We start from the raw sequence: 23,820 nt of genomic DNA on the forward strand, positions 1-23,820 counted from the left end.
TTCTTAGTTCTTAGTTCTTAGTTCTTAGTCGTTAGTTATTAGTTTATTAGTTTTTAGTTTTTAGTCGTTAGTTATTAGCTATTACTAGATAGCACTAAGTCTTTTCTCTTCAATTTACTATTGACTAAGAACTAATCACTAAGGACTAAGAACTAATAAACTAAGGACTAATTAACTAAGTACTATTTATTATCCGCTTTGGCTTTCTCTCTTTGCTCAACACGTTCGTGCCAATCTTTACTTTCTTTGTTTAAGTCGTAACCTTGCTTTGATAAATAATTGTTGATTCTTCCTTTATATTTACCAAACCAGCCGTGTTTTTCTTTAGAAGAGCCTCCGTCCATTGCATGTTCTCTCGCTTCGACTAACGCTTTGTAGATGTAATCTTTTTGTTCTGCAGTTAAGTTTGGAAGCATATCGTTATAACCTGCAACAGTTATTGGCAATACACCATATGTCATTCCGTCTTTAACTTCAGTAATTTTGTCTTCTGATAATTCTTTACCTAATTTTTTTAGGTAAGATTTATGCAATTTTGCAATTGATTCGTCTGCTTTTGATTTCAGTTTATCAATTTTTTCGTTTTGCTTTTCTTTTGCTAAACTGTTATCTTCTTTAACTTTTTTGATTTCAGCGTCTCTTCCATCCTGAATTTCGCTTAAATCTCTAAATTGTTGTGCAATAACATTTGAAACAGCTTTTTCTTTTGCTTCATTTTTCAAATCTAATTTTACAACGATTTTTGTCTGCTCTTTCGTTGGTAACTTTGATGTATTCTGGATCTAAATGCTGTTGGGCATTTAAAGTTGAAAATGCAAAAACCAGCGATAATAAACCAGCATTTATTTTACTTAGTGCCATGATTTTTATTTTTAAATTAATTGAAAAAAATCTTGGAGATTTCTCTCAAAGGCTTATTTTTTTTAATCTTGCTAACTAATCAGCTTGATCTGCTAAATCTGCGGGCTAATTTTTTCTCGCAGATTTAGCAGATTTGCAGATTTTTATTCTGATGTTTCTTATTTTAAATCTAATAAAGGTCTAACTAATGTCTCTTTATTATTAGTCAAATCTTTCCAGTCAACTTTTATTGCAGGATTTACTCCATTAATATAATCTTCAATATTTGTATATCCATCTCCGTTTAAATCTCCTTTTGCATCTGATGGATCGTTCGGGTTTAAACCATATTTTTTCTCCCATGCATCTGGCATACCATCTTTATCTGTATCTACATAAGGTTTTCCTTTGTATTCCGGATATCCTCCCACTTGAGAAATATCGGTAATAATTCCTTTTTTATAAGAATCCATCGGTAAACGTCTGTGTTCAAATTGATAGAATTCTTTTTTCTCCAATCCTTTTGCATATTCTGGAACTCCAGTTTTTACTGTTCTTACGATTCTTTCGTCAACTTTATCTCTAATTGGTAATGTTGCTCCAACATTTTTAAGTACGAATTCGTAAGAATCCTGTGCTGTCATAATTTTATTAAACCATGGCATTGGGAAAGGTCTGTCGGCTTTCATTTTAGCAAAATAAGTACTGGCTTCATCATAAGTCATTAACTCGCCTTTTTTGTTTTCGATTTGAATACCACCGTCCCAGTTGTCTTTTGTAACTTTTTCGTTATTGTTTACGACGTTTCCGTTTACATAAGCTCTACCAAAAACCATATAAGATAATTTACTTCTTCCTGATTCTGGTTTTAAGATTCTGTAGCTAATTGGCTGTGTTAAATCGGTTACTGGACCTGGTTTGTAAAAGTTATTGATGATGTTGTAGTTTGCAGTATAATCACCTCCATCTGTAGATCTGTTGTACCAGTTGAAAACAACATTATTCACAAAATTGAAAATACCATTCCATCCAATAGAGGGATTTCTACCAGCATTATTTGCCCACATATTTCTAACAAAAGCGCAATTTTCTCCTCCTAAAGTACTTCCGAAAGCGTGGTTGTAAGTATCGAGAGCTTCTCCAAATAAACTATTTTGGATTGTAATATTTACTGTAGGTTTCTTTTCGTCTGGATATCCAGCACCCGGGCTGTACATATGTCTGTAAATTGACATGTTTTCGTCTAATCCCCAAGTTGCAGAAACGTGGTCGATCATAATGTTTCCAACAGGATTTCCTCCAATGGCATCATCGCGACGGCCTACGAAAGTTTCTCCACGGCGAAAACGTACGTGTCTGATAATTACATCATGCGTATCGATCCAAGTTGATTCTCCTGCAATACAAATACCATCTCCAGGAGCAGTTTGTCCTGCGATTGTAATATATGGTGCACGAATAATTAATGGGCTTTTAAGTCTGATAATTCCAGCAATATTAAACACAACAATTCTTGCTCCTCCTTTTTCGCATGCTTCACGTAAAGTTCCAGGCCCGCGGTCTTCTAAGCTTGTTACAGTGTAGACATTTCCGCCACGACCTCCATAAGTAAACATTCCTCCTCCTTCAGCTCCTGGAAAAGCAGGAATATCTGCCTGTGGTAAATCATTTGGCCTTGATGCCCATGGAATATAAGGCTTACCATGTTTTGCTTCTTCTTCAATAATTACTAAAGCTTTTTCCCAAGCTTCATCAGAAAGTTTTTGGGCTTCTTCTTTAATTGCTTTTTCCTGCGCTTGAACTTCTGGACTTATCTTTGGATATTGGGCAAAACATTTTGCACTTCCTAAAAAAACCAGAGCTGTGATAAATAATGCGGAATTTTTCATGTTAATTCTTGATTTTGGTAATTCTGTTTAAACAAATCACCTGTATCTTTTGACGAATACAGGTGAAAAGTTCTATAATTATTCTTCTTATATGATTATTCTATTCTTGATAAATGTAACTTCCTGCCGCTCCATTCCCATCTTTCCAACCGATAGTTTGTGTTAACCAAGGATTGTTAACCAAAGCACTCTGATTAAGTCCCATAATGTAATAATTTGATCTCCATGAAATTGGAGTAGCTACATTACTAACATTATCCATAGGTGTTGGAGGAGAACGCAATTCAAAATTATTAGTATAAAAAGTTGCTAAAGCAGTAATTTGAGTTTGAAAGTTTGTCTGCATCTGGATCTACAGATATAGAAGCACGAGTCTGCTGCTAAAGGATCTGTACCTGCAGGACTAGTTCCGTTTTTATAATGTAAATAATTCCCAATACGCTGTGTTCCGTTTAATTGCGGAATACCAAGTTTAGTATTTGTTGCATCATTAAGTGAAGAATCGTCACTGTAAAGCATCCATCTTTGAACATCCCAAAAACGTTTTCCTTCATAAGCTAACTCAACTCTACGCTCGTATAAACATGCTTCTAGAGCCGCATATTTGTCTGCCAATAAACCTATTCCGTAATTATCTGCTCGCTGGAATTCCGACACGTCTACGAATTTGTCCTAAATAATTAACCGTATTACCAATATCTCCTTTTGCAGGCATAACATTCTGCAATGTTCAATAGTAACTCAGCAAAACGATATTCCATAATATCTGTTCCTGAAATTTGAAAGTTCGATGCATTACTTACTGTAGGACTTGACATTTTACGAATAAAAGCAGGGCTCGATACATCATTACCTGTACTAAAAGCTACACCAGTAGTAGCATTCGTTGACCAACGATATGCCCAAACAGTAGGTCGTCTGCGACTGAAGTTAAACTATTATTGTAAGGCCAGTAGCTTCCTGAAAAACCAAAAGTTCTGTAAAAACGTGGATCGCGATCTCTAAAAAATAAGAATGAATTATAATTATTCGCGACTGTTGGTCGTTTTCCATTTGCCATAGGAAATAAGTCAATCATACTTTTAGGAGCTTTAACTCCACCACTTCCTTGTCCGCCTTGGCTTGCCAAACGAATTGATCTCTCCCAAGAGCTATTTGACTGTAAAGAAGTTGCTACAGTAGTGCTACTTGCTAAAAGTTTAATCGCAATAGCTTCTGAATTGAATGAGTTATCATTAATATAAAACATTCTTTCCCAATCTCTTGCATTAGCTCCGTATAAACCATGTCCTGCTGAAGTTAATTCTGCTTCAGCCGCTAATCCCAGCCGCTAATGTCGCATCCCAACGCGCAGTTGATGAATCCCAGCCTTTATTAAATAATGGGCTTGCATAGGTTAATAAAACACGTGATTTTTGAGCTAAAGTCGCGCCTTTCGTAAAACGACCATAATCTGTTGCCGGCCATCTGCTTGGTAATAAACTTGTCGCTAAATCAAAATCAGCTGTAATTTGAGTAACTAGTTCCGTTACTGTTGCTCTTGGTATTTTAATTGCTGGATCATCTTTAGAAGGAGTCTGAACAGTTGTAATGATTGGAACACCTCCATAAGTACGCATTAAATCGAAATATTGAAGAGCGCGTAAATAATACATCTGCCCTTTAATCTGATCACGAAATGTCTGACTCAAATTAGCTCCATCTACATCAATTCTTTCCAACATCACATTAATATCTCTAATTCTGTTATAAGGATCATTAGAAGGGTTTTCAACTAATGTTTTTCCGAAATAACCTGATCCATCCACCGCATTTTCCAAAGTTATATTTGGATTAATCATGGTAGAAATACCTCCTATTTCTTCTGTGTAAGAAGTCTGAGTAGTTGTATAAGAGCCTACAACTATTGCAGTTGGTGTTTTATAGGCATCAAAAAAATCGTAATATAAATTGTTTACATACCAATTAACTCGTTCTTCACTTTTAAAGAATTCTTCATCGTAATATTTATACTGTTTTTTGTCTTCTAAAAAGTCATCACTGCATGAAACTCCTAATACCATTAGAAGAATCATTGTTATATATGTACAAAATTTTGCTTTCATAATTGTTTTTAATTAAAATTAGAATGATACATTCAAATTAATTGACCAAGTTCTAAGAGTTGGATATCTAGAAGCTGAATCATCATACATATTTCTATAATGATCTGGATAAGGATTATATAAATCCCAAAGGTTATTACCTGTTATTCCTAAAGTAGCTTTTTGAATATTTAGTTGTTTCATCGCCTCTTTTGGAAGTTCAAATCCGAAAGTCATATTTCTAATTACACATCTAAAAGTATTCATTTGCCAAAAATCAGATGGAGCAAAAATATAATCTTGTTGTGCCATATTAGGATATTTACCGTTAGGATTATCAGTAGCATCATACATGTCTGTCCAGAAAGATTCGTGAGCCCAGTCATTATGAGCAGATGCAGTACCTTGTTTTACTAAATCAAGTGCATTGTAACCTCCCCATGAAGTTTGAATCTGTGTTTTGAAATAAACTGATTTATATTTGAAACCCATGTTAGTTGTAAAACCATAAGTTCTATTATTGTTGGCCATCTTAACATAATCTTCATTTCTCATAATTCTACCATCAGCTCCTGCTTGAGTTCCTGTTGAAGCATTATAAACACCTGCCGTATCTTCATAAGCCAGCATTCCTTTACGCATAGCCGTTACGTTATTGATACCCATGTAAGAAGGAACACCTCCTGCGCCTGTAGCTCTTTCTGTTAAATAGTTCCAGTAATTCGCTACATCTTCATCTGTTCTTAAAATACCGTCACCTGTTGAAGTTTGTTTCCAAGTATTGAATCCCCATACTGGGAAAAATGTAGAAGCTCCAACCGTTGTAATATTAGTATTTGCATCAGTTCTTGCAAGATCAGGGTATTTTTTAACTTCATTATTTGAGAATCCAAAATTGACTCCTACATTGTAGCTAAAATTATCTTTTATTTTATCATTCCAATTTAAACTAAATTCAGTTCCCCACGCATCAATAGTCGCATAGTTCACCTCTGCAAAACCTCCACCAACAGTAATTGGAGTACCTGCTTCACCAGCCAGTCCAATCAACATCTCTGTAGATTTATCGTAATAAAAATCAGCAGTAAGCTGTAATCTGTTTTTTAGGACTCCAATATCTATACCAACGTTATTTTTGATAGTAGTATCCCAATGTACATTTTCATTTGGATTTGGACGTGGTGTAATTCCGCCTCCTAGAAGACCTCCATTCGATCCAAATTGAGCTCCTTTGTCTGGCAATGGCTCATAGAACTGAAGCCATCTCCAATAGTCAATATTGTCCTTACCTGTTTTTCCAATTGAATAACGTAATTTCAAATTATTGATCCAAGAAACATTCTCAGTAAACCAATCTTCTTTGGTTACAACCCATCCTAATTGAGCACCTGGGAAAAAGCCCCAGTAATTTTGTGGCGCAAATTTAGTAGAAGCATCACTTCTAAATATAAACTCAACAAGATATTTGTCTTTAAAGCTATAGTTTAAACGTCCTAAATAAGACTGTGTTCCCGACTCTACTTTTACAGCTTGTGAATTTGTACTTATTGGTCCAGCAGTAGTACTGTTTCCTAAATAATCTTTTGAAGTTCCTTCGTAAGCTAAACGAACATTTTTGTTCCATGCTTCTGATTGCTCATAACCAAACATAGCAGATACATTATGATTTCCAAAAGTTCTAGCGTATGTTGCAAAAAAGTTAGCCTGAATCAATTTATCCATATCTGTCGTGTAGTAAACTCTAGAACCACGGATATTGGTATCGATAGCATATATTGAATTTGGATTCTCTAAGTGATTATCGGCTAAATGATGATTTGTAATTCTAGCTAAATCATAAGGCAATTGATACTGCTCTGTGTAACTGCTAGATTGGCTTCTTGCAAAACTTCCTTTTACGCTTAAACCTTTTACAAATGGCGACTTATATTCCAAAGACAAATTCACATTATATGAAAATTGCTCTTCTATTTGTTTTCCAGCATCTAAACCTGCAAAATAGTTCCATCCTGCAATAGTAGTATTAGAGTTTGCACTTCCTAAGTTACGATCTGTACGCGGAAAAGGAGACATCCAATAGTCTTTTCCATTTACAGTAGTTTGCCATGGAATGTATTTTGGCATATGTAATAAATAAGCATAATCTGCCTGCTCTCCACCTGCTAATGAACCAAAACTACTATCGTTTAAGTTTGCCGAAGCCTTTGAAAATGATTTATTTACATCAGTTGTAATAGCCGAAACGGAAGCAGAAAATTCTAAATCCTGAGAGATCTTGATATTTGTTCCTGTTCTGAAATTCCATTTTTTATAATCTTGTTCTCCTAAGTTAGGTCCTTGATCAAAGTATGTGATACCTGCAAAATAAGTTGCTTTTTCAGTTCCTCCACTTGCAGAAAGAGACTGTCTTTGCTGCGTAGCAGGTTTCCAAGCTTCTTTAAGCCAATCATAATTTAAACCTTTCATTTGTTCAAGCTCTGCGACAGAAAAATATTTAGATTGATCAGCCTCTAAGTTTGAATTCAAAAATCTATTTTTCCAAATTCCATGCTCATAAGCATTCATTGTTTTACTATGACTTACAGCATCATTAATTGAAAATTGACTATAGTAAGTAAACTTTGGTTTCCCAGATTTCCCTCTTTTAGTTTTTACTATAATTGCACCTTGTGAAGCTCTTGAACCATAAATTGCTTGCAGAACCATCTTTTAAGATTGTCATGCTTTCAATTTCTGAAGGATCTAATTGATTAAATGTTTCCAAAGTAGGTTTTCCATTTTGAGGATCAATTTGCACCATATCATCAATAACTACCAAAGGAATATTTGAATTTCCATCCTTTGAAAACCCAAATGTTTGACGTATTTGAAGAGTTGCCGCATCACCTGGACGACCTGCACCTCCTGATACGCTTACACCTGGAGTCAAACCTCTCAATGCTTCAGATAAATTTGATACTGGTAAATCTTGAAACTCTTCTGGTTTTAAAGTAACAATCGCTCCTGTAACATTATTTTTTTTCTGAGTACCGTATGCTACAACTACAATGTCATCTAATACATTAGAATCTTCCGCTAATTTAGCATCAACCGTAGTACGGCCATTTACAGGAATCTCTGATTTTTTCATTCCGATAAATGAAAACACCAAAGTTGCACCTGGTTTTACCGAAATTTGATACTTACCATTAAAATCTGTTGTAACTGTATTCTTTGTAGATTTCTCAGTTACATTAACACCAGGAAGAAGACCTGATACATTATCGGTAACAGTTCCCGTTACTGTAACTTGATTACTTGAGTTTTGAGCATAACTCAGAACACTCATCAATGTAAACAAAAGAAAACTACATCTTTTTATAAGTGCTTGTTTCATAAATGTTTTTTTGGTTAGGTTATTAATGTTAGTTAGTCATGTTTTAAACATGTCTTAATTATAATAAAATTTTATTTAAATAATTCTTAAACTATTTTATTAAATGTTTAAAACACATTTATTTTTTGTATTCCAAAAAATATAACGATGCTTGCATTACAACCGTCCTGCTCTATCCTGTTTTAATCGTATATTCTTAAAAAAAAGACACTAAAAAAACAATATTAATAAAAAATGAATGGAAAAAATATAAGTAACTAAATATTTTAGAGAATTGTTTGCTTAAAACAAAATTTACATTCCCATTTTCACAAAAAAACTACAGGATATTTATCAAAAATAAATATCTATTATTTATTCTGCAAAACTTCTAACTATGGTATCTGATAAAGAAGTTTTTATAAAATCCAAAATTTAACGAAAACGTTAGAGTAAAACAGCAAAAAGAGTGTGGTTTTTCAACTAAAAAACTTACAAAATGAAAGCAGGACAGATTTTAAAAAATTCTGAATATTTTTTTTGAAAAAAAATATTTTTAAAAGTAAATTCTGATTAACAAAAATTCAAAAGTTATTTTTAACTTCAATTCAAGAAATAGCAGACACTAAAAAAAGCCCGCTAATGTTAGACCAAGGGACCAATTAGCGGACTTTTTGTTAATTTATATATAGTTTTGTTTAAGCTACAATTTTTTCATTGCATCAAAAACTAAGCTTGCCACTTCAACTCCACCTTCTTTTTGAAAATGGGTATTATCTTTTTGCCCGTCAGGAAATGCAGGAAACTTTCCGGGTTCAAAATTCATAAAATAGTTCGTAGTTACATAATCTTGTCCTTTGGAAGAAAAGAAGGTCATTGAAAGTTCATTCAAATCAATATACTTTACATGCAATTCTTTTGCAACAGCAATTGTCGCCTGAGGATAGTCGCCATGTACGTTCGTAAGTTTTCCGTCTTTCCATGGATAATTCCTTGCAACTGGAGTTAAAACAATTGGCACCGCACCTTTTTCTTTAGTTTGATTTATAAAAAGACGCAGAAACTCTTTGTAACCTTCAATATTTACATAACGTTCTGTTTTTTCCACAGAAGCATCATTGTGCCCAAACTGCATCATTACAACATCACCTTTTTGAAGAGAGTTGTAAACAGAAGACCATCGTCCTTCCTGAAAAAATGTTCTGGTACTTCTGCCGCCTTTTGCGCGGTCATCGATTTTGACTTCTTTAGCATTACCCAAAATATTCTTAACCAGCTTCAAACTATCCTTTTGAAAGAAAGGCTGAAAAACCTGTCCCCAGCCCACTTGCGGAAATTTTTTAGTTTGATAATTTTCTTCTAACGAATAATCGGCAACTGTTGAGTCTCCAATTAAATAAATAGTCGTCACTTTTGATTTAAAACTAAAGGCGCCCAATACTAAAATGGAGCACAATCCGATTCCGAAAATTCTAAACTTATTCATAGCCTTTGATTTTATTTATTTGGATTCCATCCGTTCAAAACTAAATCTTTATCGTATTTTTTTATATCATCTTTTTTTAATTGATGCGACCATGAAACTCGTTGAGATAGATCTTTCGAACTCAAACCTTTGTCGCCAAATTCTGCGTAATATGCAGTTTTATCTTTATCAGGAAATCTGGTATCGATCCATGCGTTCCAGCCTTCCGGAATAATATGCGAACCAATATCTGTATTGATGAAAACCGTTTGTGCATAAGGTCGCCAAGGTCTTCCCAAAAATACTTTGTCAACCGTTTTATCTTTTGCAGTAAGTTTACAATCTGTAAAAACAAAACCATAAGCCTGACCTTGCGGCGTTGAAGTCGCCGTAATATAAGAATTGCTTAAACTCTCGATAGTACATTTATTGAAATAAGCGGTCGCGAGCACCAAATATAAAATCGGTTGTACCGTTGATGAAACAGTTTTCAAAATAAGTACGGGTATTTCCTGATAAATAAAGCGTATCCTGATTTCCTAATATATTGCAATTTTTAACTACAACTCTATCACTCTTAATATGCAGAGCAACGGCTTGTCCTACTCTTCCTGCGGTATTTTCGACAGTAAGATTTTCGAGCGTACAGTCATTTCCTTTAATTAAAAAAGAATAAGAAGTTCCAGTTCCGAATGCTTTTTTGCCAGATGGATCAGCTTCCCGAAGTGGCTTCCGGAATAATCATCAAACGAAATAATGGTTTTATTTCTGTCTAATCCTTTTAAAGTGATAAAGGTTTTAGAAGACGGAATCTCTAATTTTTCAACATATTTCCCTGGCTTTATAGTGATTACAACTCGTTTTTCTGCATTGTCTTTCACGTTGTTTATCGCTTCCTGAATGGTTTTGAAATCTCCCGAACCATCTTGTGCAACGGTTAAAGCTAATTTGTTATCGAGCGTTTGGGCTGAAAGGGAAATTGTTGTTATTAAAAATAAGGTTAGGATATATTTCATGTGTTTTTCAATTTATTTGTTCATCTTGTTTTGTCATCTTGACGAAGGAAAGATCACACTAGAAACTCCGCAATCTAAATCGCCAATCTTTGTCGAGTTACGTGTGCGATTCTTCGTTCCAGAATGACAAACTAGCTGGTTGGTCGCTTTTTCAAAATTTAAAAATCCGCTTTAATCCGCGTTTTGCCAAGGGCAATCCGTCTCATCCGCGTGCAAAATTTAATGCGACAACCAAACTGTCATCTCTCCTTTTCCTTTATTTCCCCATGCAAAATACGGAATCAATTTTACGTTTATCGATTTTCCATCTTTTACAGAAATTGGTTTGTAAAGTGTTTTGTTCCAAGAATTATCACCTGCAATTGTTGAACTCGCTTCAATCGTTACAAATTTTCTGTTTTTTAATTCTGTAAAATCAGTTTTAAAGTTTGAATTTAGATTTAAAATGACATCGTTTACACTTGTATTTGCAGGAAGCTGATCGGATTCTAAGCAATACACTAACGGTCCTCTTTTTACAGCAACCTGATTTTTAACTTCTTCAACCAATGGATTTGCCTGCATCAACTCAACCGGCATTGGGAGATTTAATTCAATCACATCTCCTTTTTTCCATTTACGGTTTACTGTTAAATAAGAACCAGAAACAATCTTATCATTAATACTGGTATTATTAATTGAAACCGAAGCATTCTGACTCCAGCCCGGAATTCTTAAAAAGAAATTTTGTAAATCTTTTGGCGCTTTTACAATTTTCAACGTTATTTTTCCATCCCAAGGATAGTTCGTCTGCTGTTCGATTTCGATTTCTTCTCCGTTTAAAGATTTTGTTTTCAATTGATTGCTTCCGTATAAATTCACATACAAACCTTCCTTTGAAAGATTGTAAGCATAATTTCCAACTTCGGCAACGGTTCTGGTTACGTTTGGCGCACAGCAATTTGATAAAGCAATGTAGCCTTCACGCTCATTTCCCCAACGTTGGTGAAACGGCAGATCGTTAGAAACATTCAGCGGATTGTTATAAAGGAATTTTTCTCCTTCTAAATCCATTCCCGAAAGAACACTATTGTAAAGAGCCAGCTCCACAATATCAGCATATTTGGCATCGCCTGTAATTTGAAGCATTCTCCAATTCCATAAAACATTTCCAATATTTGCACACGTTTCTGTATGCGCCGTTGCATTTGGCAATTGAAATGGTCTTCCGTATGCCTGATGAATTTTCTGCACAACTGCTGGATCATAAGAAGTTCCGTCTGGTGAAACTCCATCATATAAAGAACCGCATGCTCCAGTAATATACATTTTACGATACGTTACATCATCCCAAATGGATTCTAAATTGTCCAATAATTTCTTTTCTCCTGTTTCTGCGTATAAATCGGCAACTCCAGCATATAAGTAATTTGCTCTTACGGCGTGACCCATTGCGGTAGTCTGTTGTCTAAACGGAATTCTATCCTGATTGTCATCAGTTCCATCATTTGTAGTCCCGCGAATATCAATTAAATTATTGGCTAATTCCAGGTATTTTGGATTTTTGGTCGTTCTGTACATTTCGACAATTCCCATATAATGCGACGGACAAATGGCATTTCGTGCCAATTCTGGTGAGGCTTTTTTGTAGAAATCATATAAGAAATCAGCAACTCCTTTTGCTATATTTAGGAAATTCGTTTTTCCGGTTGCGCGATAATGAATACAGGCGACAGTCATTAAATGTCCCATATTGTATTTCTCAAAACCCAATTGCTTTTTTACTTCTTCAGGACCTAAAGTTCCCCAGCGCTCATCAATTAAAACTGGTGTATGAATATAACCGTCTTTACGCTGTACTTTCGCGAAAAGCGCAATGGCTTTATCCATTTCCTGATCTAGTTTTTTATCCTTCGTAACGGCGTAAGTTGTCGCCATTCCTTCAAAAATCTTGTAGAAATCACCATCATGAAAAGAAGGTCCTTTGAAAACGCCTTTGCTTATACCTGCGGCGATTTCGAAGTTTTTATATGCATGTGAGATCTTATCGTTATGATACAAATCCCACATATACGGCAGTGTATTTTTGGTTTCTACATCAAATTGTTCTTTCCAAAAACCGTTTGTCCATTTTACATCTTGCAGTCCTACGCTTTGCAATTTCGCATACGGGCTTTCTGAATTGGCAACTAAACCTTTGTTCTGAGCAAAGATTACAGTTGACAGCAATAAAGATGATATGATTATGCTCTTTTTCATTTTGAATTAATTTTATCTGCCTGATCTGCCAAATCTGCGAGAGTTTAAATTTTTCTCGCAGATTTAGCAGATTGCGCTGATTTATTTTTTTTCTTTAATCTATTATAATCTCCTAATCTGCAGTCTATTTTTTTCACGCAGATTGAGCAGATTTTGGCAGATGTTTTATTGATTTTTATTCTTTAAAATCTGCGCAGATCTGCCTAAATCAGCACAAATCTGCGTGAAACCTTATTTTTATTTAATAAAGAAATTAATGGTTCTACTCATTGAATCTCCTTCCGCATCTTTTACTGTTAGTACGAAAGAAGCGAAACCTTTTTCAACCGTTGTAAACTGAATTTCTTTACCTTTTAAAACTGCTTTTCCATTTTTAAGATCAGAGAAAGTATAAACGGGTTTGTTTTCATATCCTTTGAAAAAATCTCCTACATTTAAAACTTTTTTATCTCCTGAATTCACAAAATAATGAGGCTGTGCCAGCCAGTCTAAGTAATTATCCAGTCGCGTAAATCCGTCTTTATCTATATCCTGATTCGCATCTGAAAAATCTCCTGCTCGCTGAATTTTCGTTTAAACCGACAGCTATCTCCCACCAGTTTGGCAGTCCGTCATGATCTGTATCCCAATCAGCCGGACGAGTTTCCGAAGCAAAGTTTGGCCATCCTCCTGCATCTTCTTCATTATCAATCATACCGCCCAAACCGCTTTTGCTTCCTTTATAAGTAAAAGTTCCTTTTAAAGTTTCGCCGATAATTCGGTTATCGTGTTTGTCAAAAAACGGCTGATTTGCCCCAACATCTGAAAGTACACTTTTATAAGCCGCTTTCGCTGATTGCGTTGCTACATATGATGGAAAAAATGGTTTATCAACAAAAGTTTCATACTCTACTTTCTCTTTATTTGTGGTAGTAAATTTTCTTCCTTTATCCTGAGATTTTTCATCAAAATAACCCGGCATAACATTTCCATCAAAATAATAGCGCCGCATTCCTTTTCCAACACCTTCATGCTGAGCATTTAAAGCCACGAAAATCGCTGTTGAAGCACCTGGTTTATAGAAATTATTTACAAAATTCACCTCGTTTGCACCACCGTCTGTAGTTCTTTTACCCCAATTGTACACCACATTATTAGTGATATCCAATCTTCCAGTATAGAATCCGTCACCGCTTAAACCACCGCCAATACTCCAGTTACGTCCGTAATTGTGAGCCAATAAGTTATGATGAAAACTTCCGATATCGCCGCCAATTGTCGCAGAGATAACCGTGCATTTTTCCAGCTTCGTACTTACCGTGTCCAGCGACATTTAAGGCTTCTGAAATTAAAGTTCGCTGTAATGTAATGTGATGAGCGCCGCGTGAACTAAACGATTCATCGATTGTCCAGCTGATCGAGCAGTGATCAATAATGCTGTAATCTGCACCAGTTAATCCCATTCCGTCAAATGTTCTTCCGCCTCCAATTCTAACTTTTAAAAATCGAACAACTCCATCATTTCCAGTCAAACCAATTGGCGCTCTCGTAATTGTAATTCCTTCACCAGGAGCCGTTTGTCCCGCAATAGTTATATAAGGCTGATTTGCCACCAATCTCGAAGCCAGTTTTATATTTCCCGAAACAGTAAAAACAATCGTTCTTGGCCCTATTTCCTGATTAATCGCATCTCGTAGACTTCCTGGTCCGTCATCATTCAAATTCGTAACTTCAATTACCTTCCCGTCGCGTCCTCCAACAGCATAACGGCCGTAACCTTCTGCTCCCGGAAAAGCCAATTGCGCTGGTTTAAACGACCAGACATTTCCTGAAGTTATTTCGCCTTTGCTATCAACTTCATCCACTCTCCAATAATAAGTGGTTCCACTGTATAAATCGGAAACATTGAAGTTTTTATCAATTAGTTTTCCTTTAAATTCTTTAGAAGATTCGGTTGCTTTTTCTACAGTCGCGCGTCTTCTCCAAAATACAAATTATGTGCGGCAACACTCTTTGGAGCGTCCCACTTTAAAGTCAAAGTTTTATTTACTTCAACATGTTCATTACGATTTCCTGGTTCAGGAGTACGCGCCTGATTCATTAAATTTGGTGTATCGATTTCAAAACCGTTAACCACAATTTGTTTAATTACATCAGGATTTGAAGTTGGGTCAATCTCAAAACGAACGATTACATCTTTGCCTTTTTCAGCATTAAAAGTAATGTACGCCATTGTTGCATCAATTTTAGCATTGGCTCTCTGGCTGGCATTTACCGTTTCCTGAAGCTTTCCGTTGACAAAGATTTTGATTGGAGAATAGGTTTTTCCCGTAATCACATCAAAAGCATTATGAAAAGTCAAAAGCGTATGTTTTCCCGCTTTTAATCCGCTTATTTTTAATTCTAAATTTTCAGCCGTAACTAAACCATCGCTTCCTAATCTGTTATAATGAGGTGCGCTCATTCCGACTTTATACCATTTTGAAGTGAAGTTTCCTTTCAGCTTAAACGACACGTTATTGAAAGATTTAGAATCTTCTTTTCCTTCGTTAATCACCCATGAATCATAACTCGGATCATGAACTTCTTCCAGTCTTCTTTGAAAAAAGTCAAAGTCCACTTTTACTACTTGTTTTTCAGTATTCTGAGCTTGTGCATTTGCATTTAAAAGCATTGCAAGAGCCAAAGAACCCATTAATTTCTTTACCATTTTGGTTTAATTTAATTTCGTTTTTTCTGTTTCAGATTTTCCTAACAGATTTATAATGTCTTTTTTTCTTTCTTCCGGAATTACTTTTAAAACTTTCAATTCACCGTTTACCAATTCTCCTTCAACGGTCGTATTTTGTTTTGCGTGTAATTTAAAATGAACGTTCCAGTCTTTTGGCCAAGCTGGAAAAAGATAAATTTTCCCATCACTTTCCTGCAAAAGCATTTCCTGCATGCCAATCATTCCGGATCCGCCCCAATTGTGATCTGGAACCCAGTCAAATCCTGGTCCCCAAAAGGCAGGGAAACGACGTTCTGAATTTGCCATTTTTAATGTATTGTATTTCGTCGCTTCCTCTGTTAAACCCAAACGAGCGGCGAAAATATTATCCTGTTTCCAGCCAATATGACTTCTAAATTTTAAAGCATCTGGATCGTATTTCCAAGTATTTAAAGCCGTTTCAAGATCTGGTTTTCCAATGCCGTAAATACCCCATGGATAAACGGGATACAATTGCGGCAATTCCGAATTATTAACTCTTTCCCAAGTTTTAGCTGGAACCAAAACTTTATGATTTTCAATCTGTCCGAAGTTTAAAGGCGGAATTCTAGTTTGAAATGCTTTTAAATATTCAATGTCTTCTTTTGACAATTGATTATTAGAAAGGTTTAAAAGGTCTTCTGTAATAACTTGTAAAGCCGAAACCGTACTATTTGCATTATTCGCCATTTTATAAGTCTCTGCACCAGAACCCGGATATAAAACTAATTTTCCATTTCCGTCTAACGCTTTTCTTCCTCGCTGTTTTGCTAGATATTGATAATGTTCATCAAAAAAACGAAGGCGCCTAACGATAAACGAATTGTATTTCTGAATATCTTCTCCCGCATATTCTTTCTGTTGCAAGCATCATTTGGCAGAATTCCAAAACCGTGTCCCATTCGTATTCCAGCCAAGCATTGTATTCCATTCCAGGATCGTAATCTGCGGGACGTTTCCATTCGTATTCTGCAGGATTAGGCAGGGCGAAATTTTCTAATTGTTCTGTAAAAGAGGCACCGTTATGATTCCAATAAACTTTGCTTCTTAATTCAGCATTTTTCTGTAAACTCAAATAATAATCCAATTGCGATTTCATCATATCAAAATCACCGCTTTTTACCATCGGAAAATAAACCAATCGCTGGTTTTGAGCCGTCATGGTCCCTCCGCCCCAATTTCTGAAATCAGGCGTAAAATCTAAATCAGGATTGGTAAAAACGGGATCAAAGGTAAAAAGTCCGCCATTGAATTTCGTTGGATATTTCCCGTATGCATTACAACCTAATATATAACGGAATAATTGGTAATTCTGCCCAATTTGATACACCGAATCTTTGGCGACCGATTGATTTTTATGCGTAAAAATAAAACTGCGTTCCCAGAAACTATTCCACCACTTTATAGCGTTTTTTTCTGCTTGTTTTGAAGTGTTCTTATTAGATAAAATTTGTTTTTTCAAATCATTATTCCAAGTATTTAAATCCGATTGACTGGTATTTAAATAAAGCTGTAATGAATGTTTTTTGGATGGTTTTATACTAGATAAAGTAAAGCCTTTAAAATCGGTCGACTGGTATTTTCCTAAATACGTTCCGTCTGCTTTTAGATTATCTCCCGTCATAAATCCGCCGAAAGTTAGATTCGCGATCGGGTTCAGCATTTGTTCCTTAACCGATTCCATTTTTTGTTGTTTTACAGCGACGTCAAAAACGGTATTTTCTCTGTTTCTGTGATAGAATTTTATGCCGTTGTTTTCAAATGAAATCGAATCTTTATACGTAATAATCTCTCCTTGAGGTGCCCATTTATAAGAATTGGCATTATTGGCTTTTCCTTTTGAATCGCGGTTTTTATAACGCCAGCTTTCATAAGAAGCAGTCATTTTAAGTGAAGTTTTACTTTCTAAATCTAAATGGATTATCGGTTTATAAATATCAACCCAAAGTTTGATTTTAGTATCATTTTGCCCAACTAAAAGGTACCCGTCTTTCAATTTTAATTCCTGATGAAAACCTTCTTTTCTGGCAAAAGGATTCGGACTCAAAGTCACTTTTACCCGACCTAATTTCAATAAAGTATTATGTTCATCAAAAGTACCGCTTCTCGAAAAATAAAAATATAAATCTCCATTTTCTACCCACACATTCATACCAATATCACCACCGCCCAAAGGCATAGATTCTGATGAATTTTGGCTTTGCGTTTTCCAAACCTGATTGTAATTATCAAGCGCGGGAATTTGGGCTTTAAGGCAAAGCGTCGTGAAGAGCAATATGTATTTTATGTATTTCAATTTTATTTATTTTTAGTGTTGTTTGTCATTCTGAGGAACGAAGAATCACACTAGAAACTCCGCAATCGAAGACACCAAACTTTGTCGATCAACTTGTGTGATTCTTCGTTCCTCAGAATGACAAAACATCGTATTCTTTTGTACTCCTACCACTCATCCGTTCTAAATGAAGAAACCGGCAATCCTCCTGCACTAAATAATTCCGCTTTTGCGAAATCTTTCCATAAATAACGAATAGCAACTGGATTCTTTACTTTATCCGAAGTCAAAACCACTGATTTTCTTCTTACAACCGTTTTCGCCGGATAAAAAACTTTATCTTCTCCAGCCAATTCAAAGCCCATAACTTCTTTATCATAAGAGGTAATTCCGTTAGCGACATCATCAAAAGAAACCGTAACCGAACCGTCTTTTATTTCCATCGATTTGTATTTCGGACTTTCGAATTCGAAACCTTCAATTCCGTATGTTTTGGCCAAAGCCTGAAATGCCAATCTATTTCCACCTTTTTCTTTATCCATTGGATGAATATTGTTTTCTTCGCCAACATCCATTAAAACAGCCATTCCTGAATTCGGAATTGCTGTCGAGGCCTTAAACTGCGCCTCTCTCAAATAAGCAGAATTGTATTTCTCCAAATAGTCTTTTGGATGAAAAGAAGCATAATTAAACGGTGCAATCTGCGCATAGTAAAATGGAAAATCTCCTTGTTTCCATAAAGCTCTCCAGCTTGATACCATTTTTTTCATCAAAGTGGTATATTCAGAAGCCCTTTCATAATTGGATTCTCCCTGATACCAAATACAGCCTTTGATTCCGTAACCAATTACAGGCGAAAGCATTCCGTTAAACAAAGTCGTTGGCACACGATTTGGATCTTTAGCTAATTCTTCTTTTGTAGTCGGAATTTTAGCGCTTGCAAAATCTTTTAGCATTTCCTGATTCATCCACGCTTCCATGCTTGAACCGCCGTAAGAAACATGAATCAAACCAATCGGAACATCTAAAACTTCCTGCAAAAGCGAACCAAAATACCAAGCTGTTGCGCTAAAATTAGCCGTAGATTTTGGAGACGCAACTTCCCACTTTCCTTCAAAATCTTGTAAAGGTTCCAAAACCGTCGCACGCGGAATTGTAATTAATCGAATGTTTTTATTGGTTGATTTTATAATGATTTCGTTTCCGTCTTTAACGGGCTGACCCTGAAATCCTTTTAAAGGCATTTCCATATTCGATTGTCCGGAACAAAGCCAGACTTCGCCAATTAAAACATTTTTAATAGTAACTTTTTCGTTTCCTTCTGAAACTTCAATTGTAAATGGTCCGCCAAATGATGGGGTCTGCAATTCTGTTTTCCATTTACCGGAATTGTCTGCTTTTACCTTATAGGTTTTAGCATCCCAAGACGTTTTTATGGCAATATTTGCGTTCTTCTCTGCCCAGCCCCAAATTGGTGCGTTTGATTTTTGCTGTAACATCATATTGTCTGTAAACAATGCGGGCAGTTTGATTTTGGCATTGATTTGAAGGCTTGCTAAAAATGTAATTACAATAACTAAAATGTGTTTAAAATTCTTCATTTTTTTTATTCTTTAAATTCTCAAAAGATGTGTCGCTCCTCTGGAGCTTAACTGCTCTCGTACTATTATTTTCTATAAACATTTCGCTCTTACAGAGCTTTTTTATCTTGTCTAATGACATATATTCTTTAAAAAAAATACATGTTTTTAAATTTCTTTTTAATAAATATTCTGCTCTTCTAGAACTTTTATGCAAGTCCCAGAGGGACGAGATATTTATAGAATAACAATATACAAAAGCTCCAGCGGAGCGATATATTTTTTTAATTGCCTCCAGTTTTAACTGGAGTTCATAAAATTTTTCCACTCATAATACTTTAGCAAAAAAAATAGTTTGGCTAAAGCCCAATACTTATCTACTTTCTAAACCTCCAACTAAAGCTGGAGGCAATTGATTTGTCTACTTTGTCACAAGAATCCTTTAATCTGTGGCAATTTTTATTTTAATTGCCTCCAGCTTTAGCCGAAGGTTATAATTTTTCAATTTCTTAGGCTTTAGCCAAACTAACTTTTAGACTTAAGCCCATATCTTGTTATCTTTTGAAATCTCCAGCTAAAGCTGGAGGTTATAATTTTTCAATTTCTCAGGCTTTAGCCAAACTAACTTTTAGGCTTAAGCCAATATCTTGTTATCTTTTGAAATCTCCAGCTGAAGGTGGAAGCAATGGTTTTCTTTATTTTGTCACATTATTAATAATCTTCGTAATCCTATAATCTGTGGCAAAAAAATTATTTGTTCTTTTCTTTCACTAGTACAACCGGCCCCAATAATCCCGCTGTCAACAACGGTTCTCCTTCTAATCTATAGCTCGCATTTGTCCAAGTTGATCTTTCTTCTTTCGGCAGTTTTTGATCGCCCATTAAACGATTTCTCCATGTATTTGTGATCTTGATTTCGATTGTGTTTTTCCCTTTTTTCAAGGCTTGAGAAATATCGCTTTTATAAGGGAAAGTCCAGAGCGAACCGCAATCTTTTCCGTTGATTTTGATTTCGGCAATATTGGCGATTTCACCTAAATCAAGCCAGATTTTATCGCTATTTTTTCCTTTCCACACAAACTCTTTTTTATAAACTGCAGTTCCCGAATAGTATTTAATTTGTTCATTTTCAGAAGTGCTCCAATCAAACAATTTATTGATTTTCACCATTTCTTTTGGACCTTTATATTCAGGATTAAATTGCACTTCCCAGTTTTCATCTAAAGTCTGCACGGTTTCAAATTCCGTTTTATTCAGATTTACTTCCACAGTAATCATTTCAGTTTTATCCTTAAAAATTACAAAACCAGATTCGTTTTCCTCTAAATTAATCGAAACAATTGTCCTGCCATTTTGCATTTTCCAATTGGACAAATCCGAAGTTTTATCGGTTACGGGATTATACCAAACCGGAATTTTTCCAGCCATTCTAAACGAAGCTTCGAACGATCTTTTTTCTCCTTTTTGATTCGAAATAAAGTAAAGATCTTCTGTTTCCGATTTGCGGTGTGTCCATGCAATTGTTTCAGAATCTGCTCTGTTTAAATTTGGAAAATAAACATCCTGCGTGATTCCAATTGAAGCAAAATCATTCTCTAAATAAGGTAATTTAATAACCGTTCCTTTTCCTATTTTCCAAGTTGATGCATTTGAATTTTTCCAAATTTCATCGACAACATTCTGCCATTTTTTGAAATCTTCATTTGATTGTAAACCGGGCTGTAAATTTGGTTTTTCATCCACAAAAATTGTTGCTCCATCTTTTACTAGTCGCAGTATTTTTTCGGCGGAAGCCAAAGAAAGCAACTTATTTGGTGCCATTTTATTACTGCCCGGAAACAATAAAGTGCCGTATTCGATTCCGCCTCCAAAAGATATTTTTCCGTTTTCGAATTTCGCACGGTTAATCAAAACATCTGAATTAAAGGAATCGTACTGATAACCATTCATCGCATTAATCCATTCTGATAAATCGGTTAAATTTTTAGAATACGATACTTCTTTTGGCATTTTAGCACTTGGCTGTCCTTCGTTTTTTAAACGAATCGCTTCGCTTTCAATTCTTTCTTTTCCAAAAACATTCGGAATAAAAGGCACCAAACGATCCGGTAGCACTGAACGAGAAGGCAAATCTTCGCCAATAAAAACAGCCAAATCTATAACCGGTTTTCCTTTTTGTAACTGAAACTGCACTCTTTGACAATATTCAAACCACGCTTTTCCAGGATCCCACCAAGTCTGGTCCCTTTGAAAATACGTTCCAATTCCGTCTAAAGTCATTCCGGGTTTTCTGTCCAGCCACGGATTATGTACAAAAACGTGATAGAAAAAACGGTTAATTCCAAGAGCATAATTTCTATCGGCAATCACTTTTAGATTTCCCGGATGTTCGTCCCAATCCATTTTTAAAGCCGTAAAAGCTTCTGCCTGAATAATATCTTTTCCATAAATATGTCCGCCAGAAATGGCGTCTAACATATCGTTAGGTTTGTCGTGTGTTGGGCTTTTCAGCCAAAATTCACCGCTTGGATAATCAATATATTTAAAATGCAAAAGTCCGTCGCTCATCATCGTTGGAGCCACATTTTCTGAACTGAATTTTACATTCGCATCATCCGCAATTTGTCTCAGCGTTCCGAAGAAATTATCGGCCACCAATTCTGAAATCGTCTTTCTAACATCGTATAAAACTTTCTCAGAAGTCTGAATATCTTTTACCGGAATTCCCGCCATAACCGGCAGATAATCTACAATATCGTAACCTCTTCTGGTTTTGAATTCGTTTCTAAAAACAGGCGACCAGTTTTGGTCGCCGCATTCCCAACTGTCCATATGCAGTATTTTAACCACTTTTGAAGCCAATTCCGGACCAGCAACACGAAGCATTTCGCCAAACCAATGATCGAGTTGAAAGCGAATCGCCTCTTTATTGAATTTGTCTACTTCTAAACCTCTTCCCGCACCTGCTGTAGCATTCTCGTGACCTGTAGAAGTATGACCAAAACGGATAATTCTCCAATTCGCTTTCGCGGAGGCTTTCCAGTTTAAAACGCCGTCTGCATCAACAAACTTTGAAACATTAACCATTTTTGAAGGATCGATACAATCTGCAGAACTGATTTCCTTTTCGGTTACTTGCGGACTTAAACGCCATATCGCTCCCGATTTTCCCTGATAATTGTCGATCAAAGGTTCGTTTGACAAATAGATTTTGGCTACTTTTAAGCCCTGATTCCATTTTGCAGGATCAAGATCTTCTGCGCCTGGTTCTGTTCCTTCGGGATCATAAACAAAACGGAAATATTTCGCTTTTGTGGGAACAATGCTGTGGGTATAAAAAGCATCGACATCCTGCCAGCCGTGACGTGGCGTTGTTAATCGTCCTAAACTTTTGAAATTTTTTCCATCGTCACTCACTTCAATTAGTAAACGATGCGCCTGATAGTTATTTCCTTTGGTTTCTATTTGAATGGATTTACACAAAAATGGTTCCTCAAATTCATATTGAATCCAGCCTTTTTTCGGCATTCTAAATTGTCCATCTTTCTCTGCTGAACTTAAAATAGTCGCATCAGATTCCGGATTTGTTGATATAATTTTTGGACGTTTTTTATCCGAAGTTATAAAACTTTCTTTTACAGGAATGGCAAACGTCGCAATGTCTTTATAATAATCTTTATAATGATTTGGAATGGCTAATTTTAAGTTTTTAAAACTATTTCCGCTTACGATTGTATCTTTCCAAACTACTTTTTGCATTGACATTTCAGGGCTAATCCAAGGTCCTCCGGCAACGGCAAAACCATCGGCGGGATGAAAACCAATTTTTACGCCTACTCGATCTGCTTCCACTAAAGCCCAACGCACCAAATCCCAAAATTCTTTGCTCAACTGTAAAATCGGCGGATTTATCAATGGCGGGTTATCTGGACCTTTTATCGTCATTAAATACGCACCTTCGATCCCAACTCTTTTCATCGCTTCTAAATCGGCGGTAATGCCTTCTTTAGAATAGGCACTTTTCATCCAATACCAATATGTCCACGGTTTTGAGGATTCTTTGGTTGGCTGAAAAAAGGCATTTTCTTTTTTATGGATTTCCTGTGCGGAAACGAATCCTGCAAAGAGGAAAAACAAGACAGTCGAAAGTCTTAAAGACAAAAGTCGAAAGTCCATTTTAAAAAGGAAAAGGTGTTGTTTGTTAAACATTTTATTTTTGTTTGTTTTCTTCTTTCTGTCATCCTGACGAAGGAAGGATCACACTAGCAACTCGACAAAGATTGGCGATTATCTGTGCGGAGTTTTGTGGGTGATTCTTCCTTTGTCGAAATTGACAAACTATACTTATAC

24 protein-coding genes are annotated in these 23,820 nt (G+C 35.7%); all 24 read right to left on the reverse strand.

Annotated features, from left to right (window positions below; translation table 11 throughout):
- Positions 1–182 precede the first annotated feature (182 nt).
- Positions 183–722: a DUF3826 domain-containing protein gene (locus ACZZ95_RS22795; protein WP_463470813.1), complete on the reverse strand. Its 540-nt coding sequence runs from the start codon at positions 720–722 to the stop codon at positions 183–185.
- Positions 712–861, reverse strand: coding sequence for a hypothetical protein (locus ACZZ95_RS22800; RefSeq protein ID WP_463470814.1), 150 nt, complete (start codon positions 859–861; stop codon positions 712–714). Before ACZZ95_RS22800 ends, ACZZ95_RS22795 begins: the two co-directional genes overlap by 11 nt.
- 158 nt (positions 862–1,019) lie before the next feature.
- Positions 1,020–2,729 (reverse strand): polysaccharide lyase, encoded by a 1,710-nt coding sequence (locus tag ACZZ95_RS22805; RefSeq protein WP_463470815.1) that lies wholly within the window; start codon positions 2,727–2,729, stop codon positions 1,020–1,022.
- Between the two features lie 100 nt (positions 2,730–2,829).
- Complete coding sequence (locus ACZZ95_RS22810) at positions 2,830–3,075, reverse strand: hypothetical protein (RefSeq protein WP_463470816.1); 246 nt, start codon at positions 3,073–3,075, stop codon at positions 2,830–2,832.
- Positions 3,039–3,386, reverse strand: a complete 348-nt coding sequence (locus ACZZ95_RS22815; RefSeq protein ID WP_463470817.1) for a RagB/SusD family nutrient uptake outer membrane protein — start codon at positions 3,384–3,386, stop codon at positions 3,039–3,041. The genes ACZZ95_RS22810 and ACZZ95_RS22815 overlap by 37 nt, the downstream gene beginning before the upstream one ends.
- 32 nt (positions 3,387–3,418) lie before the next feature.
- On the reverse strand, positions 3,419–3,547 hold the full coding sequence (locus ACZZ95_RS22820; protein ID WP_463470818.1) for a hypothetical protein: 129 nt from the start codon (positions 3,545–3,547) through the stop codon (positions 3,419–3,421).
- A gap of 47 nt (positions 3,548–3,594) precedes the next feature.
- The gene (locus ACZZ95_RS22825; RefSeq protein ID WP_463470819.1) at positions 3,595–3,978 is read right to left on the reverse strand and encodes a RagB/SusD family nutrient uptake outer membrane protein; all 384 of its coding nucleotides are present in this window, start codon (positions 3,976–3,978) and stop codon (positions 3,595–3,597) included.
- Between the two features lie 61 nt (positions 3,979–4,039).
- Positions 4,040–4,834, reverse strand: a complete 795-nt coding sequence (locus tag ACZZ95_RS22830; RefSeq protein WP_463470820.1) for a RagB/SusD family nutrient uptake outer membrane protein — start codon at positions 4,832–4,834, stop codon at positions 4,040–4,042.
- Between the two features lie 18 nt (positions 4,835–4,852).
- Positions 4,853–7,519: a SusC/RagA family TonB-linked outer membrane protein gene (locus tag ACZZ95_RS22835; RefSeq protein ID WP_463470821.1), complete on the reverse strand. Its 2,667-nt coding sequence runs from the start codon at positions 7,517–7,519 to the stop codon at positions 4,853–4,855.
- Positions 7,458–8,189, reverse strand: coding sequence for a carboxypeptidase-like regulatory domain-containing protein (locus ACZZ95_RS22840; RefSeq protein WP_463470822.1), 732 nt, complete (start codon positions 8,187–8,189; stop codon positions 7,458–7,460). Before ACZZ95_RS22840 ends, ACZZ95_RS22835 begins: the two co-directional genes overlap by 62 nt.
- A gap of 682 nt (positions 8,190–8,871) precedes the next feature.
- Entirely contained in the window at positions 8,872–9,654 is a 783-nt protein-coding gene (locus ACZZ95_RS22845) for a rhamnogalacturonan acetylesterase (RefSeq protein ID WP_463470823.1), read from the reverse strand.
- A gap of 11 nt (positions 9,655–9,665) precedes the next feature.
- Positions 9,666–10,127, reverse strand: coding sequence for a pectinesterase family protein (locus ACZZ95_RS22850; RefSeq protein ID WP_463470824.1), 462 nt, complete (start codon positions 10,125–10,127; stop codon positions 9,666–9,668).
- Positions 10,060–10,296, reverse strand: a complete 237-nt coding sequence (locus ACZZ95_RS22855) for a pectinesterase family protein (protein ID WP_463471753.1) — start codon at positions 10,294–10,296, stop codon at positions 10,060–10,062. The genes ACZZ95_RS22850 and ACZZ95_RS22855 overlap by 68 nt, the downstream gene beginning before the upstream one ends.
- A complete protein-coding gene (locus tag ACZZ95_RS22860) occupies positions 10,296–10,649 on the reverse strand; it encodes a pectinesterase family protein (RefSeq protein ID WP_463470825.1) in 354 nt (117 codons plus the stop codon). The genes ACZZ95_RS22855 and ACZZ95_RS22860 overlap by 1 nt, the downstream gene beginning before the upstream one ends.
- A gap of 219 nt (positions 10,650–10,868) precedes the next feature.
- Positions 10,869–12,887 (reverse strand): aceric acid hydrolase, encoded by a 2,019-nt coding sequence (locus ACZZ95_RS22865; RefSeq protein ID WP_463470826.1) that lies wholly within the window; start codon positions 12,885–12,887, stop codon positions 10,869–10,871.
- 237 nt (positions 12,888–13,124) lie between these two features.
- Positions 13,125–13,349 carry a hypothetical protein gene (locus ACZZ95_RS22870; protein ID WP_463470827.1) on the reverse strand — a complete coding sequence of 75 codons (225 nt, stop codon included), beginning with the start codon at positions 13,347–13,349 and terminating at the stop codon, positions 13,125–13,127.
- A gap of 58 nt (positions 13,350–13,407) precedes the next feature.
- Positions 13,408–14,199, reverse strand: coding sequence for a hypothetical protein (locus ACZZ95_RS22875; protein ID WP_463470828.1), 792 nt, complete (start codon positions 14,197–14,199; stop codon positions 13,408–13,410).
- Positions 14,111–14,731 (reverse strand): hypothetical protein, encoded by a 621-nt coding sequence (locus ACZZ95_RS22880; RefSeq protein WP_463470829.1) that lies wholly within the window; start codon positions 14,729–14,731, stop codon positions 14,111–14,113. The genes ACZZ95_RS22875 and ACZZ95_RS22880 overlap by 89 nt, the downstream gene beginning before the upstream one ends.
- 98 nt (positions 14,732–14,829) lie before the next feature.
- Entirely contained in the window at positions 14,830–15,576 is a 747-nt protein-coding gene (locus ACZZ95_RS22885) for a hypothetical protein (protein ID WP_463470830.1), read from the reverse strand.
- A 6-nt stretch (positions 15,577–15,582) separates the two neighbouring features.
- A complete protein-coding gene (locus ACZZ95_RS22890) occupies positions 15,583–16,482 on the reverse strand; it encodes a hypothetical protein (RefSeq protein ID WP_463470831.1) in 900 nt (299 codons plus the stop codon).
- Positions 16,424–17,911: a DUF5703 domain-containing protein gene (locus ACZZ95_RS22895; RefSeq protein ID WP_463470832.1), complete on the reverse strand. Its 1,488-nt coding sequence runs from the start codon at positions 17,909–17,911 to the stop codon at positions 16,424–16,426. Before ACZZ95_RS22895 ends, ACZZ95_RS22890 begins: the two co-directional genes overlap by 59 nt.
- A gap of 146 nt (positions 17,912–18,057) precedes the next feature.
- On the reverse strand, positions 18,058–19,491 hold the full coding sequence (locus ACZZ95_RS22900; RefSeq protein WP_463470833.1) for a sialate O-acetylesterase: 1,434 nt from the start codon (positions 19,489–19,491) through the stop codon (positions 18,058–18,060).
- A complete protein-coding gene (locus tag ACZZ95_RS22905; RefSeq protein ID WP_463470834.1) occupies positions 19,478–19,798 on the reverse strand; it encodes a hypothetical protein in 321 nt (106 codons plus the stop codon). Before ACZZ95_RS22905 ends, ACZZ95_RS22900 begins: the two co-directional genes overlap by 14 nt.
- 422 nt (positions 19,799–20,220) lie before the next feature.
- The gene (locus ACZZ95_RS22910) at positions 20,221–23,646 is read right to left on the reverse strand and encodes a glycosyl hydrolase (protein ID WP_463470835.1); all 3,426 of its coding nucleotides are present in this window, start codon (positions 23,644–23,646) and stop codon (positions 20,221–20,223) included.
- Between the last annotated feature and the right edge of the window lie 174 nt (positions 23,647–23,820).

The sequence above is a fragment of the Flavobacterium sp. AC267 genome (genome assembly GCF_979258715.1).

What these genes read in the sequence shown, in the direction of transcription:
- ACZZ95_RS22800 (WP_463470814.1), bottom strand. Translation starts at nt 861, where the DNA reads ATGGCACTAAGTAAAATAAATGCTGGTTTATTATCGCTGGTTTTTGCA.
- ACZZ95_RS22805 (WP_463470815.1), bottom strand. Translation starts at nt 2,729, where the DNA reads ATGAAAAATTCCGCATTATTTATCACAGCTCTGGTTTTTTTAGGAAGT.
- ACZZ95_RS22810 (WP_463470816.1), bottom strand. Translation starts at nt 3,075, where the DNA reads ATGCAGACAAACTTTCAAACTCAAATTACTGCTTTAGCAACTTTTTAT.
- ACZZ95_RS22820 (WP_463470818.1), bottom strand. Translation starts at nt 3,547, where the DNA reads ATGTCAAGTCCTACAGTAAGTAATGCATCGAACTTTCAAATTTCAGGA.
- ACZZ95_RS22825 (WP_463470819.1), bottom strand. Translation starts at nt 3,978, where the DNA reads ATGTTTTATATTAATGATAACTCATTCAATTCAGAAGCTATTGCGATT.
- ACZZ95_RS22830 (WP_463470820.1), bottom strand. Translation starts at nt 4,834, where the DNA reads ATGAAAGCAAAATTTTGTACATATATAACAATGATTCTTCTAATGGTA.
- ACZZ95_RS22835 (WP_463470821.1), bottom strand. Translation starts at nt 7,519, where the DNA reads ATGGTTCTGCAAGCAATTTATGGTTCAAGAGCTTCACAAGGTGCAATT.
- ACZZ95_RS22840 (WP_463470822.1), bottom strand. Translation starts at nt 8,189, where the DNA reads ATGAAACAAGCACTTATAAAAAGATGTAGTTTTCTTTTGTTTACATTG.
- ACZZ95_RS22845 (WP_463470823.1), bottom strand. Translation starts at nt 9,654, where the DNA reads ATGAATAAGTTTAGAATTTTCGGAATCGGATTGTGCTCCATTTTAGTA.
- ACZZ95_RS22860 (WP_463470825.1), bottom strand. Translation starts at nt 10,649, where the DNA reads ATGAAATATATCCTAACCTTATTTTTAATAACAACAATTTCCCTTTCA.
- ACZZ95_RS22865 (WP_463470826.1), bottom strand. Translation starts at nt 12,887, where the DNA reads ATGAAAAAGAGCATAATCATATCATCTTTATTGCTGTCAACTGTAATC.
- ACZZ95_RS22875 (WP_463470828.1), bottom strand. Translation starts at nt 14,199, where the DNA reads ATGTCGCTGGACACGGTAAGTACGAAGCTGGAAAAATGCACGGTTATC.
- ACZZ95_RS22885 (WP_463470830.1), bottom strand. Translation starts at nt 15,576, where the DNA reads ATGGTAAAGAAATTAATGGGTTCTTTGGCTCTTGCAATGCTTTTAAAT.
- ACZZ95_RS22900 (WP_463470833.1), bottom strand. Translation starts at nt 19,491, where the DNA reads ATGAAGAATTTTAAACACATTTTAGTTATTGTAATTACATTTTTAGCA.
- ACZZ95_RS22910 (WP_463470835.1), bottom strand. Translation starts at nt 23,646, where the DNA reads ATGGACTTTCGACTTTTGTCTTTAAGACTTTCGACTGTCTTGTTTTTC.